Origin of the sequence: Streptomyces sp. NPDC046215 (genome assembly GCF_040646215.1) — a bacterium.
GTDB lineage: Bacteria > Actinomycetota > Actinomycetes > Streptomycetales > Streptomycetaceae > Streptomyces > Streptomyces stramineus.
The window spans coordinates 1-12,151 of sequence record NZ_JBEYZW010000136.1; the positions used below are offsets into that span (position 1 = coordinate 1).

At 74.4% G+C, this 12,151-nt stretch carries 11 protein-coding genes and 3 tRNA genes; 4 read left to right on the top strand and 10 right to left on the bottom strand.

Going from position 1 to position 12,151, the window contains the following annotated elements:
* Positions 1 to 88 precede the first annotated feature (88 nt).
* Both ABZ951_RS32490 and ABZ951_RS32495 read right to left on the bottom strand, forming a co-directional pair.
* A complete protein-coding gene (locus ABZ951_RS32490; RefSeq protein ID WP_361281569.1) occupies positions 89 to 1,801 on the bottom strand; it encodes a hypothetical protein in 1,713 nt (570 codons plus the stop codon).
* Complete coding sequence (locus ABZ951_RS32495; protein ID WP_344089315.1) at positions 1,798 to 2,520, bottom strand: ABC transporter ATP-binding protein; 723 nt, start codon at positions 2,518 to 2,520, stop codon at positions 1,798 to 1,800. Before ABZ951_RS32495 ends, ABZ951_RS32490 begins: the two co-directional genes overlap by 4 nt.
* Before the next feature lie 100 nt (positions 2,521 to 2,620).
* Here ABZ951_RS32495 and ABZ951_RS32500 point away from each other — a divergent pair, with 100 nt between their 5' ends.
* Together ABZ951_RS32500 and ABZ951_RS32505 are read left to right on the top strand one after the other, a co-directional pair.
* A complete protein-coding gene (locus ABZ951_RS32500; RefSeq protein ID WP_344089314.1) occupies positions 2,621 to 3,205 on the top strand; it encodes a hypothetical protein in 585 nt (194 codons plus the stop codon).
* Between the two features lie 121 nt (positions 3,206 to 3,326).
* The gene (locus ABZ951_RS32505; RefSeq protein ID WP_344089313.1) at positions 3,327 to 3,899 is read left to right on the top strand and encodes a sortase; all 573 of its coding nucleotides are present in this window, start codon (positions 3,327 to 3,329) and stop codon (positions 3,897 to 3,899) included.
* Between the two features lie 78 nt (positions 3,900 to 3,977).
* Here the strand turns inward: ABZ951_RS32505 and ABZ951_RS32510 are convergent, their stop codons facing one another.
* The 6 genes from ABZ951_RS32510 to ABZ951_RS32535 form a co-directional block, all read right to left on the bottom strand.
* Positions 3,978 to 4,403, bottom strand: a complete 426-nt coding sequence (locus ABZ951_RS32510) for an OsmC family protein (RefSeq protein WP_344089312.1) — start codon at positions 4,401 to 4,403, stop codon at positions 3,978 to 3,980.
* 58 nt (positions 4,404 to 4,461) lie between these two features.
* Positions 4,462 to 5,136 carry a histidine phosphatase family protein gene (locus tag ABZ951_RS32515; RefSeq protein WP_344089311.1) on the bottom strand — a complete coding sequence of 225 codons (675 nt, stop codon included), beginning with the start codon at positions 5,134 to 5,136 and terminating at the stop codon, positions 4,462 to 4,464.
* On the bottom strand, positions 5,129 to 5,536 hold the full coding sequence (gene trxA / locus ABZ951_RS32520; protein ID WP_344089310.1) for a thioredoxin: 408 nt from the start codon (positions 5,534 to 5,536) through the stop codon (positions 5,129 to 5,131). Before trxA ends, ABZ951_RS32515 begins: the two co-directional genes overlap by 8 nt.
* Before the next feature lie 402 nt (positions 5,537 to 5,938).
* Positions 5,939 to 6,012 (bottom strand) — tRNA-Ile (locus ABZ951_RS32525).
* A 180-nt stretch (positions 6,013 to 6,192) separates the two neighbouring features.
* A tRNA-Asn gene (locus ABZ951_RS32530) sits at positions 6,193 to 6,265 on the bottom strand.
* 5 nt (positions 6,266 to 6,270) lie between these two features.
* Positions 6,271 to 6,343 (bottom strand) — tRNA-Asn (locus ABZ951_RS32535).
* Between the two features lie 210 nt (positions 6,344 to 6,553).
* Here ABZ951_RS32535 and ABZ951_RS32540 point away from each other — a divergent pair.
* Both ABZ951_RS32540 and ABZ951_RS32545 read left to right on the top strand, forming a co-directional pair.
* The gene (locus tag ABZ951_RS32540; RefSeq protein WP_344089309.1) at positions 6,554 to 6,841 is read left to right on the top strand and encodes a YtxH domain-containing protein; all 288 of its coding nucleotides are present in this window, start codon (positions 6,554 to 6,556) and stop codon (positions 6,839 to 6,841) included.
* 52 nt (positions 6,842 to 6,893) lie between these two features.
* Positions 6,894 to 8,321, top strand: a complete 1,428-nt coding sequence (locus ABZ951_RS32545) for an FGGY family carbohydrate kinase (RefSeq protein ID WP_344089308.1) — start codon at positions 6,894 to 6,896, stop codon at positions 8,319 to 8,321.
* 304 nt (positions 8,322 to 8,625) lie between these two features.
* Here ABZ951_RS32545 and ABZ951_RS32550 read toward each other — a convergent pair whose 3' ends face one another.
* Together ABZ951_RS32550 and dnaG are read right to left on the bottom strand one after the other, a co-directional pair.
* Positions 8,626 to 9,828: an RNA polymerase sigma factor gene (locus ABZ951_RS32550; RefSeq protein ID WP_344089404.1), complete on the bottom strand. Its 1,203-nt coding sequence runs from the start codon at positions 9,826 to 9,828 to the stop codon at positions 8,626 to 8,628.
* A gap of 218 nt (positions 9,829 to 10,046) precedes the next feature.
* Positions 10,047 to 11,939 (bottom strand): DNA primase, encoded by a 1,893-nt coding sequence (gene dnaG, locus ABZ951_RS32555; protein WP_361281576.1) that lies wholly within the window; start codon positions 11,937 to 11,939, stop codon positions 10,047 to 10,049.
* Positions 11,940 to 12,151: the final 212 nt, after the last annotated feature.

The following is a 12,151-nucleotide window of genomic DNA, read 5'->3' on the forward strand; positions in this document are numbered from 1 at the left end:
GGGCCGTCTCGGGGGCGGCGTCGGTCTCCTCGGCGCGGGTGACCGGGGTGGGGACGAGCAGCCTCGGCGATTGAGGACACCGCCCCCTTCAATGCCGCACCAGCCGCCCCGCCGACCGCGCCGCGCACAGCAGCAGACCCACCGTCAGTAGCGCGGCCACCGCCGCCACCGCGAGCACCCCGCCCCCGTCCGGCCGGTGCGGCAGCGCCCCGTGCAGGGCGAGCCCCAGGCCGCCGACGCTCGCCAGGAGGCCGGCCGCGTACCAGGCGACGAAGAGGAACACCCCCGGGTCACCGGCCGGCGTGCTCACCCCGGTGAACATCAGGTTCGTCCGGACCGGGCCGCGGCACGCGCCGAACACCGCCGCCGCCGCGAACGGCACCGCGCACACCGGCATCAGCACCAGCGCCCACGGCGCCCCGGCCACCGCGAACGGGACCGCGGCGACCGCGGCCAGCAGGGCGCCCGCCACCGCCGGCACGACCGCGTGCTGCAGCATCAGCGCCCGGAAGCGGAACGGCGACCACGCCGCCCGGCGCACGTCGTCCGTCTCCAGGCGGGCCGGCTCGGCCAGGCCGCCCACGGCGACGTACCCCAGCAGCAGGGCCAGGAGCAGGCCCGCGTCCCGCCGGCCGCCGCCCAGCTCCGCGCCCAGGGCGGCCGCCCCGGTGGCGCAGACCAGCCACATCAGCGCCTTGGCCACCCGCGCGGGCGCGCGCAGCAGCGCGAGCAGGTCCCGCCACGCCACCACGAGGTACCGGCTGCGGGGCGCCCGCAGCCGGACCCGGCGGACCGTGCCGCCGCCGGTGGCGTCCAGCAGGGCGAGCTTGGCGGCCCTCAGCTCCACCGTCCACATCACCGACGCCACCGTCTGCGCGGTCGCCGCCCGGCGCCGGAGCTGGGATGTCGGCACCCGGGCCGCGTCCCGGTGGCCCTGGAACAGCCCGGCGGCCGTCAGCAGGACGAGCGCGGCCACGGCGGCCGGCCACGCGGGCGCGGAGCCGCCCGTCGCGGCGACAACCGGCTGTGCCGCCCAGCCCCACGGCCCGGACCACAGCTCGACGCCCTCCAGAAAACCGGAGCGATGGCCCCGCGCGGCGAGGGCGACCTGTCCGGCAAGCAGCATCAGCGCCACCACGGCCAGGGGCGTGCCGCGGCGCACCCACCGGGCGAGCGCCGCCCTGCGCTCCACCGCCATGCCCACGCAGACGGCCAGCAGCGGCAGGCACACGGCGCCCGGGAGGAGGGCGAGCAGTGCCTCGCCGAGCGGGGCCAGTCCCATCACCCGCAGTACGACGGCGGCCCCGGCCGCCACGAGCAGCGCGGGGACGACGGCGAGCCCGGCCGACAGCCGGAACCACGGCCGCAGCACCGCCGCCCGCCGCACGGGCTGGGCGAGCAGCCACCCCACGGCCGGACCGGGGACGACGACGGGCCCCCGCCAGAGCGCGTCCCGGGCGGCGGCCAGGGCGAGGGCGCCCGTCAGCAGGGTGAAGAGGGCGGGCAGGGCCCGCCGCACATCCGCCCCGAGCCCCCCGTAGTCGGCACCGAGCTCGACCTGCCGCAGGAAGTGGAACGCGTAGCCGCTGCCGTACCCGACGACGGTGAGGAGGACGGTGTAGACGACGACGGCCAGGTCGCGGCTCTTGCGCCGCCGGTGATCGCGCCGCTTGTCCCGCAGCCAGCGGAGGGTCTCCTCGGTGCGGTCGTCGTCCTCCTCGGTCCAGGTGGAGTCCTCGTCCGGGTCGGCGGCGACGACCGCACCGTGGCCGGTCCCCCCGCCGGACGGCGCCCCGCTCATCCGCGCAGCCCCAGCCCGCCCAGGACCTCCGCCGGGGTGCCCTCGGCGATCACCCGGCCGTCCTCCAGGGCGATCACGCGGTCCGCGACGGCCTCGGCCAGTTCCGCCTGGTGCGTGGCCAGCAGGACGGCCACCCCGTCGGCCTTCTCGGCGTTCAGCAGCTCCGCGAGCCGGAGCCGGGCGTCGGGGTCCAGGCGCTGTTCGGGCTCGTCGAGGACGAGGAGGTCCCGGGGGCGGACGAGCGCGGCCGCCAGCAGCAGCGACTGGAGCTGGCCGGAGGACAGCGAGCCGGGCAGCGCCCGCGCGTGGCCGGAGAGGCGGCGGTCGGCGAGCACGTGGTCGATCCACGCCTGGGCGTCGTCCACGGCGTGGGCGACGGTGATCAGTTCGAGGTGCTCCCGCACCGTCAGGTCCGGGTAGGTGGCCACCGTGTCACCGACGACCGCGACCCGGGCCCGTACCTCCGGGTCGTCCTCGTCGACCGGCCGGCCGGCGAAGAGGGCGCTGCCCTTTGTCGGGGTGTCCCGGCCGCTCGCGATGCGCAGCAGCGTCGACTTCCCGGAGCCGTTGTGCCCGAAGAGGGCCGTGCACGTGCCCGGTTCGAGGTCGAGGTCGAGGGGGTGCAGCGCCTGCCGCTCCCCGTAGGCGCGGCTCACGCCGCGCAGCCGCAGCAGCGGGGTCGTGGTCCGGGTCGCGACGTCGTCGCCCTGCGCGGCCATCAAGCCTCCGTACATGGGTGGTCAGGCCACCGACCCTAGCCAACCAGGACGAACGCCCGTACGCCGCCGTACGCCCGGTCCCGTGCGCGACGATGGCCCCATGAATCCCGCCGCCGAACCCCCCGCCGCCTTCGGTCCGCTGCAGTTCCAGCTCGTGCTGCTGCGGCGGATGGCCGACCACCGGCCGGAGCTGGTCGAGGACGCCCTGCGGGAGCTGGGCGTCGACCGGGCCACGATGCGCGAGGCCAACCGCCGCTGGCAGGCCATGCTGCACTCGCCCCGGCGCGGCGGCGCGGGTACGCGCTACCGCTCGGTGCTCGGCCCGCCGGAGACGACGGGGCGGCGCCGCATCGGCGATCTGGCGTTCGAGGCGATGACGTGGCGCCTGCCGCTCTGGCCCGACCTGCGGTTCGAGGTGCTGGCCGCGCCCGGCGGCGCGGTCTGGAACGAATGGCTGGTCCGCGCCCCGGGCGCGCCGGGCCCCGACCTGCGGACGGTCGAGGACCTCACGCCGTGGTCGTGCACGGTGGACGAGGTGGCCCGCGCGTTCGCCCCCGCCCGCCCGATGGAGGGGACGGCCCCCACCCGCTGGCGGCTGTCGTTCACCGCCCCGGACAGCGGCGGGAAGCGGTCCGGTTACGTCGCGGAGTTCACCTGGGGGCTGCTCCAGCGCCTCGGCACGTGACCCGCGGCACGAGGAATCTCGTCCTTTGGGCGGATGGCGGACTGGCCGTTTACCCGAGGCGGGGGCCGGGGAGCCGCCTCTAGCGTGGGCAGGGCTCGCCCCCACCCCCGGACGGAAACCGATGCCCCGTACGCCCACCTCCGCACTCGCCCTGACGGCGGCCCTGTCCGCCGCGCTCCTGGGCGCCCTGCTGACCGGCTGCTCCCTGGGCGACGGTGCCGTGGACACGGGCGCCAGCGGCACCCCGGCCTCGGCCGAGGAGCCGGCCCGGATATCCGTCCCGTCCCTCGGGGTGAGCAGCCCGCTGCTGCGCCTCGTCCGTGACGGCGACGGCGGCGTGCGGGTGCCGCCGGCGGAGAAGCGCACGATCGCGGGCTGGTACACGGACAGCGCCGAGCCGGGGAAGCGCGGGGCGGCCGTCATCGTCGGCCACGGCGACCCCCGCGACGGCAAGGCCGTCTTCCACGACCTGGACAAGCTCGTCGAGGGCTCCGCCATCGACGTGGAGCGGGGCGACGGCAAGGTGCTCCACTTCTCCGTGACCGGCAAGGAGAAGGTCGACGAGAGGGCCTTCCCGGCGCGGAAGGTCTACGGGCGGACCTCCGAACGGGCCCTGCGCCTGGTCACCTGCGGCGGCGACGCCGCCGGGCACGCGGTGCGGCACCTCGTCGTGTACGCGGCCTTGACGCCGTAGGCGTGGCCCGTCCGGGGCACCGAAACGGACGAGGCCGGGAGACGCGCTGCGCGCCCCCGGCCTCGTCACGGCGAAGACTCAGACGAGCTCGGCCGTCAGCGTGATCGCCGTGCCGGTGAGCGCCTGGCTGACCGGGCAGTTCTTCTTGGCGTCCTCGGCGGCGGCGGCGAAGCCGTCCTTGTCCAGGCCCGGGACCTCGGCACGGACAGTCAGGTGGATGCCGGTGATGCCCTCACCCGGCTGGAAGGTGACGTCGGCCTTGGTCTCCAGACGGGTGGGCGGCGTACCGGCACCGGTCAGGCCGTGGGAGAGCGCCATCGAGTAGCAGCTGGAGTGGGCTGCGGCGATCAGCTCCTCCGGGCTGGTCTTCCCGTTGGCCGCCTCGGCGCGGGACGGCCAGGAGACGGGCTGGGAGCCGATGCCGGACGAGTCGAAGGTGACGGTGCCGCTGCCCTTGAGCAGTTCGCCTTCCCAGACGGTGTGCGCGGTGCGGGTGGTAGCCACGGTGAATCCTTCCATCGAAGAAACTGGTATGTACGAAGATCAGGGGTGACCCCCTGGATCATCGGTCCGTCACGGCACCGGGCCCGGTCGCGACCCGCTCGGCCGCACCGGTACCGGTGGCCTCACCGGTACCGGGCACCGAGGGCAGGTTCCAGGCCACGAGCGCGGGACGCCCGTGTTCGGTGCCGATTCGGCTGACAGTAGCGGTGTCGAGCCGGAAGAGGGCACCAGCGGCGGGCGGCAGGCCGAGCCTGCGCGCCGTCAGCACCCGCAGGAAGTGCCCGTGCGCCACGAGCGCCACATCCGGACCGTCCGATTCCCGCAGCCAGGGCGCGACCCGGGCCAGCACCCGGTCGGCCCGCGCGCCGACCTGCTCGACGCTCTCCCCCGGCCGCTCCGCGGGCCCGGGTGCGACTCCGTCGTCCCACAGGTACCAGTCGGGGCGGTCGCGGTGGATCTCGTCGGTGGTGATGCCCTCGTAGCCGCCGTAGTCCCATTCCCGCAGGTCGGGATCGGTGGCCGTCACGTCCAGGCCGGCCAGCTCGGCGGTCCGCACAGCCCGCCCCAGCGGACTCGCGAGGACGGGCCCGATCCGCAGGCCGGCCAGCAGCGGCCGCAGGGCTCCCGCCTGGCGTTCACCGCGCCCGGTCAGCGGGATGTCGCTCCAGCCGGTGTGCCTGCCGGTGCGGCTCCACTCCGTCTCGCCGTGCCGGATCAGCAGCAGGTCACTCACCGGTCGGCTGCGCCTTCTGCTGCGCCTCCTGCTGCGCTTCCTGCTCCTGGGCGACGGACGCCCGCACCTCGTCCATGTCCAGCGCGCGGGCCTGCTTGATGACGTCCTCCAGGGCGGCCTCGGGCAGCGCCCCGGGCTGGGCGAACACCGCGATGTTGTCGCGGACGATCATCAGCGTGGGGATCGACTGGATCTGGAACGCGGCGGCCAGCTCGGGCTGCGCCTCGGTGTCGACCTTCGCGAAGACCAGATCGTCATGGCGCCCGGCGGCGCCCTCGTACACCGGAGCGAACTGCCGACACGGGCCGCACCAGTCGGCCCAGAAGTCGATGAGCACGAACCCGCCGCCCGAGACGATGTCGTCGAAGTTGTCCTTGGTGAGCTCCACCGTGCTGCTCATGCGTGGCTACCTGCTTCCGGTTCTCGCGATCGAGTGGCCCAGCAGCGCAAACAGGGAGGTGCCGGGCCGTATTCCTTCGGCCGGTGCCTGCCCGGTACGGGCGGTTTCAGTACTCCTTCCCCGGCATTCTTCCCGCGCCCCGCGAAGATCCCCGGGCCTGCCGGGGGGCGGCGCCGCCTCCGGCGCGGCCACCGGCCGGCCGTGGCGGGCGGGTTCACCCGGAAGCCCGCCGCGATCACCACCGCCGCCGGCCCCGGACCGGTAGCATTCCGCCCCTCGGACGCCGCAGCCGCCGGCGCCCGGCCCCTTCGCCCCCGGGGAAACGACGAAGCCCCGCCCGGAAAAGCCCAGGCGGGGCACCGTAAGACCAGGTCGCAACGTTTCTGCACCTGTGCCGCAAGGTGGGGCGGGTGGGACTCGAACCCACGGCCGACGGATTATGAGTCCGCTGCTCTAACCGGCTGAGCTACCGCCCCGTTCACGGCGCGTCGCGCACAACTGTGCGCGCCGTCTGCCGCAGCATAGCCGCTCATACGATCTGCTGCCCCTGAGGGGCGGCAATGCGTGACCGACCTGACCATGAGGACTTCGATCACGGCGGGATGGTTCCCTCCGGGTACGAAAAAAGGACCCCTGACGGGGTCCTCTTCCGTTTGCTCCTCCGACTGGACTCGAACCAGTAACCTGCCGGTTAACAGCCGGCTGCTCTGCCAATTGAGCTACAGAGGATCGCGCTCCCCCGACTGGACTCGAACCAGTAACCTGCCGATTAACAGTCGGCTGCTCTGCCAATTGAGCTACAGGGGATTGCTGCGTGTGCCTCGAATGCGCTGCCCTCCGGTCTCCCGGGCGGCGTGCCCTCGCTGCGACACATACATTAGCGCAAGCAGGGGGGTGCTCCGCCAATCGGTATCCCGGGAGTGACCTTCGCACCCGAGGGGTAGGCGCCGAGCACAGTCCGGCGGCCTCCGCGATGGCGCGTGGGGCGCAAGGGATTCAAGGGAAGGGTGGAGCGCGATGCGCTACCGGCTGACGTTCATGCTCGGAGCAGCCACCGGATACGTGCTCGGCGCACGGGCCGGCCGCGAACGGTACGAACAGCTGCGCAAGGGGGCCCAGCGGGTCGCCCAGAATCCCGCGGTCCGCAACACCGCGGAGTCCGCCGCCCAGAACGGCCGGGCCATGGCGGCCAAGGCGTTCGACAAGGTCGGGGACCGGCTCCCGGCCTCCGTGGGCGAACGCGTCCGCACCCTGCGCGAGCAGCGGGCGGCCGCCGCGGACGAGTGGGGCACGAGCAATACCTGACCGGACGCGGGGCGGGCGATCCGCCACCGCCGGGATTTGGCATCATCACGGCATGGGCATAGTCGCGGGGCTGGACAGTTCCACCGAGAGCACACGGATCGTCGTCTGCGACGCGGACACGGGGGCCGTGCTCCGGCAGGGGTACGCCCCCCACCCGCCGTCGGCCGCCGACGGCGATCCACAGGCATGGCTGATGTCGCTGGGCGAGGCCGCCGCCGGGGGGCTGCTGGAAGGCGTGCAGGCCATCGGCGTCTCGGCGCAGCAGCAGGGGCTGCTGACGCTGGACGCCGGCGGGGTCCTCGTCCGGCCGGCCCTCCTCGGCAACGACAAGCGGATGCAGCCCGCCGCGGCCGACCTGACCGACGCGCTGGGCGGCCGCGCCGCCTGGGCGCAGGCCGTCGGGTCGGTGCCGCAGGCCGGGCAGGCGCTGGCGAAGCTGCGCTGGCTGGCCCGCAACGAACCGGAGTCGGCGACGCGGACGGCCTCGGCCATGGCGCCGCACGACTGGCTGGTGTGGCAGCTCCTGGGGCGCCCGATGCGGCGCACGACCGACCGCGGTGACGCCTCCGGCACGGGCTACTGGTCGGCCGCGACGGGCAGCTGGCGGCCGGACCTGGTGGAGCTGGCGCTGGGCCACCAGGTGATGCTGCCGGACGTTCTCGCCCCCGCCGAGCCCGCCGGGCACACCCCCGAGGGCCTGCTGATCTCCGCCGGCACCGGCGAGACGATGGCGGCGGCCTTCGGCCTCGGCGTCGGCCCCGGCGACGCGGTGGTCTCCCTGGGCGCCTCGGGCTCGGTGTTCGCCGTGCACCACGAGGCCCTCGCGGACCCCACCGGCACCATCACCTCCTTCGCAGACGCGACGGGCATGCACCTGCCCGTGGTCCACACGCTCAACGCCGTCCGGGTGCTGCGCGGCACCGCCGAGCTGCTGGGCACCGACCTGGCGGGCCTCTCGGAGCTGGCGCTGCGGTCCACCCCCGGCTCGTACGGGCTGGTGCTGCTGCCGTACCTGGAGGGCGAGCGGACCCCGCACCTGCCGCACACGGCGGGCAGCCTGTCGGGGCTGCGCCGCGAGAGCATGAAGCCGGAGCACCTGGCGCGGGCCGCCTTCGAGGGCATGCTGTGCGGGCTCACGGACGCCCTGGACGTGCTGCGCTCGCGCGGCGTCCAGGTGCGGCGGGTGTTCCTGCTGGGGGCGGCGGCCGAACTGCCGGCGGTGCAGGCGGTGGCGCCGTCGCTGTTCGGCGCCCAGGTCGTCGTGCCGCAGCCCGCGGACTACGCGGCCCTGGGCGCGGCCCGGCAGGCGGCGTGGGCGCTGGGCGTCCAGCACGGGGCGCTGTCCCCGCAGCAGCCCCCGCGGTGGCCCGCGGCGGCCAGCCAGGTGTTCGAGCCGGGCGACGACCGCGCGGTGGGCCAGTCGGTGCGCCAGCAGTACGTGACCGTCCGCGAACAGACCCACCCGGGGGCGTTCCAGTAGGGGTTCCGGGCCCGCTTCCGGCCTGCGACGACCGTGCACGCGGGCGCTCCGGCGAAGGCCCGCAGCCGGTGACGGCAAAGCCCCACGCGCCGCCCGCCGGGGGACGGCGCCGGCGAAGGCCCCGCCGAAGCCGCTGCCGAGCCCGGCGGCTGTCGCGGGACGCGCACGTTTCCGGCGCGCCGCCGGCTGTCGAACGCACCGGTCACGGCATGGCCCGGCCATCACCCGCGGCCACGACGGTGAGCGCGCCCGGCGACGGGGAACCTCCGCGGCGCCGGTCCGGGTGGCAGCCCCGGAGGGGCGGTCAGTCCAGGTACCCCCGGAGCTGGTCCGCGAAGGCGTGGTCGCGGAGTTTGTTGAGGGTCTTGGACTCGATCTGGCGGATGCGCTCGCGGGTGACGCCGAAGATCCGGCCGATCTCCTCCAAGGTGCGGGGGCGGCCGTCGGCCAGCCCGTAGCGCAGTTGGACGACCTTGCGCTCGCGCTCCCCGAGCGTCGACAGGACGGCCTCCAGGTGCTCGCGGAGCAGCAGGAACGCCGCCGATTCGACGGGTGAGGCGGCGTCTCCGTCCTCGATGAGGTCGCCGAGCGCGACGTCGTCCTCCTCGCCGACCGGCGCGTGCAGCGAGACCGGCTCCTGGGCGAGCCTGAGGACCTCGCTGACCCGCTCCTGGGTGAGGTCGAGCTGGGCGGCCACCTCCTCGGCCGTGGGCTCGTAGCCGCGCTCCTGGAGCATGCGGCGCTGGACGCGGACGACGCGGTTGATCAGCTCGACGACGTGGACGGGCACCCGGATGGTGCGGGCCTGGTCGGCCAGCGCGCGCGACATCGCCTGGCGGATCCACCACGTCGCGTAGGTGGAGAACTTGTAGCCCCGGGCGTAGTCGAACTTCTCGACGGCCCTGATCAGGCCGAGGTTGCCCTCCTGGACGAGGTCGAGCATGGTCAGCCCGCGGCCGATGTAGCGCTTGGCGACGGAGACGACGAGCCGCAGGTTGGCCTCGATGAGGCGGCGCTTGGCCATCCGGCCGAGGACCACCAGGCGGTCCAGGTCCAGGGCCAGTTGGGAGTCGAGGTCGGGAGTGGAGCCGAGCTTCTCCTCGGCGAACAGGCCGGCCTCGACGCAGCGGGCCAGCTCCACCTCCTCGGCCGCCGAGAGCAGGGGGATCCGGCCGATCTCGCGGAGGTACTGGCGGAAGAGGTCGGAGGACGGGCCCCCGGTGTCGGCGCGGCTGTCAGCCCGGCGGTAGGAGCCGGCCTCCGGCTCCACGGCCCGCTCCGCGTCCGCGTCCGCCGCTGCTTCCTGGTCTGGTTCCCGCTCCTCGTCGGCTTCCGCTTCCGCTTCTGCTTCTGTTTCCGCTTCCGGTTGCGCTTCCGGGGCGGCCTCGTCGAGGAGGCTCTCGGCGGCGGGCGGTTCGGCCTGCTGGGGCACGGCCGGGGCCGAAGGGGCCGGAGCCGGAGTCAAGGTCGGGGTCCGGGTCTGCACGGGGGCGACCTCCAAGGTGATCGCTGCCGGTCGGGACGGGCATGCGACGGAGGGACGGCAGCGGCCGGGGCCGCCGTCCGTCCCGGGGTCAGAAACGGCTTCGCGGAGGGCTTTGGGTCCCTGCGGCCGGACCTGCCGCGCTCCGAGGACTCAGGCACCGCCCACCAGTGTGGGGCACGACGTGGGCCCGCCACGAGGGGCGTGCGCTCACTTTCTGAGCCCGCACCGTGACCGGGCGGTTACAGCGCGGCGGCGCCGCGCTCCTTGAGGGATGTGCCGTACTGCTGGAGCACCCAGAGTTCGTTCTGCACGGCGGCGAGGTGGGCGGGGTCGGCGTGGGCGCCGAGGCGCATGAGGCCGGCCTGGACCTCTTCGACGCGGCGCTCGACGGCCCGCAGCCGGACGTGCACCAGCTGCGTGCCGGCGTAGGTCTCGTCGACCGTGCGGGCGTGGATGGCCTCGACGGCGAGCTCGGTGACCAGGGCGCGGACGACGTCGTCGGGGGCGGCGGCCCGGACCCGGGCGAGGTAGTCCTCGGGGGCGTCGGTGACGCCGCCGGCCTCCTCGACGCAGCGGCGCACCAGGACGTAGGGCGGGGCGGTGAATTCGTCCTCGCCGTAGGCGTCGAAGGCGGGGGCGACCAGCTCGGGGCGCTGGAGGGCGAGCTTGAGCAGCTCGCGCTCGGTGCGGTGGGCGGGGCTGCGGAGGTTCAGCGCGGGGCCGGAGGCGCGGGGGGCCTGCGGGGCGGCGGCGGGCGGGGCCGCGCGGCGCCGGCCCTGCTCGGGGCGGGCGCCGCGCTCGCGGGCCCAGCGGGCGAGCTGGCCGACGCGGCGGACGACGAACTGGGTGTCGAGGATGCCGAGCATGCCGGCGAGCTGCACCGCGTATTCGTGCTGGATCGAGCTGTTCTTGATGTTGGCCACGATGGGCGCGGCGGCCTCCAGGGCCGCCGCCCGGCCCTCGGCGGTGTCGAGGTTGTGCCGGGCGACCATCTGGCGGATGGCGAACGCGAACAGCGGGGTGCGGGTCTCCACCAGGGCCTGGACGGCGGCGTCGCCCTCGGCGAGGCGCAGCTCGCAGGGGTCCATGCCGCCGGGGGTGATGGCGATGGAGGTCTCGGCGGCGAACTTCTGGTCGTCCTCGAAGGCGCGCAGGGCGGCCTTCTGGCCGGCGGCGTCGCCGTCGAAGGTGAAGACGACCTCGGCGCCGGAGTTGTCCATCAGCAGCCGGCGGAGGATCTTGATGTGGTCGCCCGCGAAGGCGGTGCCGCAGGTGGCGATGGCCGTGGTGACGCCCGCGAGGTGGCAGGCCATGACGTCGGTGTAGCCCTCGACGACGACGGCGCGGCTGGTCTTGGCGATGTCCTTCTTGGCGAGGTCGATGCCGTAGAGGACGTGCGACTTGCGATAAAGAGGGGTTTCGGGGGTGTTGAGGTATTTGGGGCCGTTGTCGTCGTCGCGGAGCTTGCGGGCGCCGAAGCCGATGACCTCGCCGGTGATGTCGCGGATGGGCCACATCAGGCGGCCGCGGAAGCGGTCGATGGGCCGGCCGTTGCGGCTGTCCTGAGCGAGGCCGGAGAGGATCAGCTCCTTGTCGCTGAAGCCCTTGCCGCGCAGGAAGCGGGTGAGGTGGTCCCAGCCGGCGGGGCTGTAGCCGACGCCGAAGTGCTGGGCGGCGGCCTGGTCGAAGCCGCGGCTCGCCAGGAACTTCCGGCCGATCTCGGCCTCGGGGCTGTCGAGCTGCTCGACGTAGAACTTCGCGGCGTGCTTGTGGGCCTCGACCAGCCGGATCCGCTCGCCCTGCTGGCGGCCGGGGGTGTAGCCGCCCTCCTCGTAGCGCAGGGTGATGCCGGCCTGCGAGGCGAGCCGCTCGATGGTCTCGGCGAAGGAGAGGTGGTCGATCTTCATGACGAAGTCGACGGTGTCCCCGCCCTCCTGGCAGCCGAAGCAGTAGAAGAGCCCCTTGGCCGGGCTGACCTGGAACGACGGCGACTTCTCGTCGTGGAAGGGGCACAGGCCCTTGAGGTTTCCGCCGCCGGCGTTGCGCAGCTGGAGGTACTCGGAAACGACGGCGTCGATCGGGACCGCGTCCCGGACCGCCTTCACGTCGTCATCGTTGATCCTGCCTGCCACGCCGTGAATTCTACGGCCGGGGTGCGATAGTCCGGACCGCGCGGATGAGTTCCGGCGGGTGTTCGGCTGCGGGCCGTCGTGGCCGCCTGCGGCGGCGAGCCTTGCGCCTGCGGCGGGGCCGCTGTTCTGCCGCCTGCGGCGGCGAGCGCCCTGCGGGCGCGTCCTCAAGCGCCGGACGGGCTGGTTTCGGCTGAGCTCAGCCGAAACCAGCC

Excerpts from the sequence above, each read along its gene's own strand:
- ABZ951_RS32490 (WP_361281569.1), bottom strand. The coding sequence starts at position 1,801 with ATGAGCGGGGCGCCGTCCGGCGGGGGGACCGGCCACGGTGCGGTCGTC.
- ABZ951_RS32495 (WP_344089315.1), bottom strand. The coding sequence starts at position 2,520 with ATGGCCGCGCAGGGCGACGACGTCGCGACCCGGACCACGACCCCGCTG.
- ABZ951_RS32500 (WP_344089314.1), top strand. The coding sequence starts at position 2,621 with ATGAATCCCGCCGCCGAACCCCCCGCCGCCTTCGGTCCGCTGCAGTTC.
- ABZ951_RS32505 (WP_344089313.1), top strand. The coding sequence starts at position 3,327 with ATGCCCCGTACGCCCACCTCCGCACTCGCCCTGACGGCGGCCCTGTCC.
- trxA (WP_344089310.1), bottom strand. The coding sequence starts at position 5,536 with ATGAGCAGCACGGTGGAGCTCACCAAGGACAACTTCGACGACATCGTC.
- ABZ951_RS32540 (WP_344089309.1), top strand. The coding sequence starts at position 6,554 with ATGCGCTACCGGCTGACGTTCATGCTCGGAGCAGCCACCGGATACGTG.
- ABZ951_RS32545 (WP_344089308.1), top strand. The coding sequence starts at position 6,894 with ATGGGCATAGTCGCGGGGCTGGACAGTTCCACCGAGAGCACACGGATC.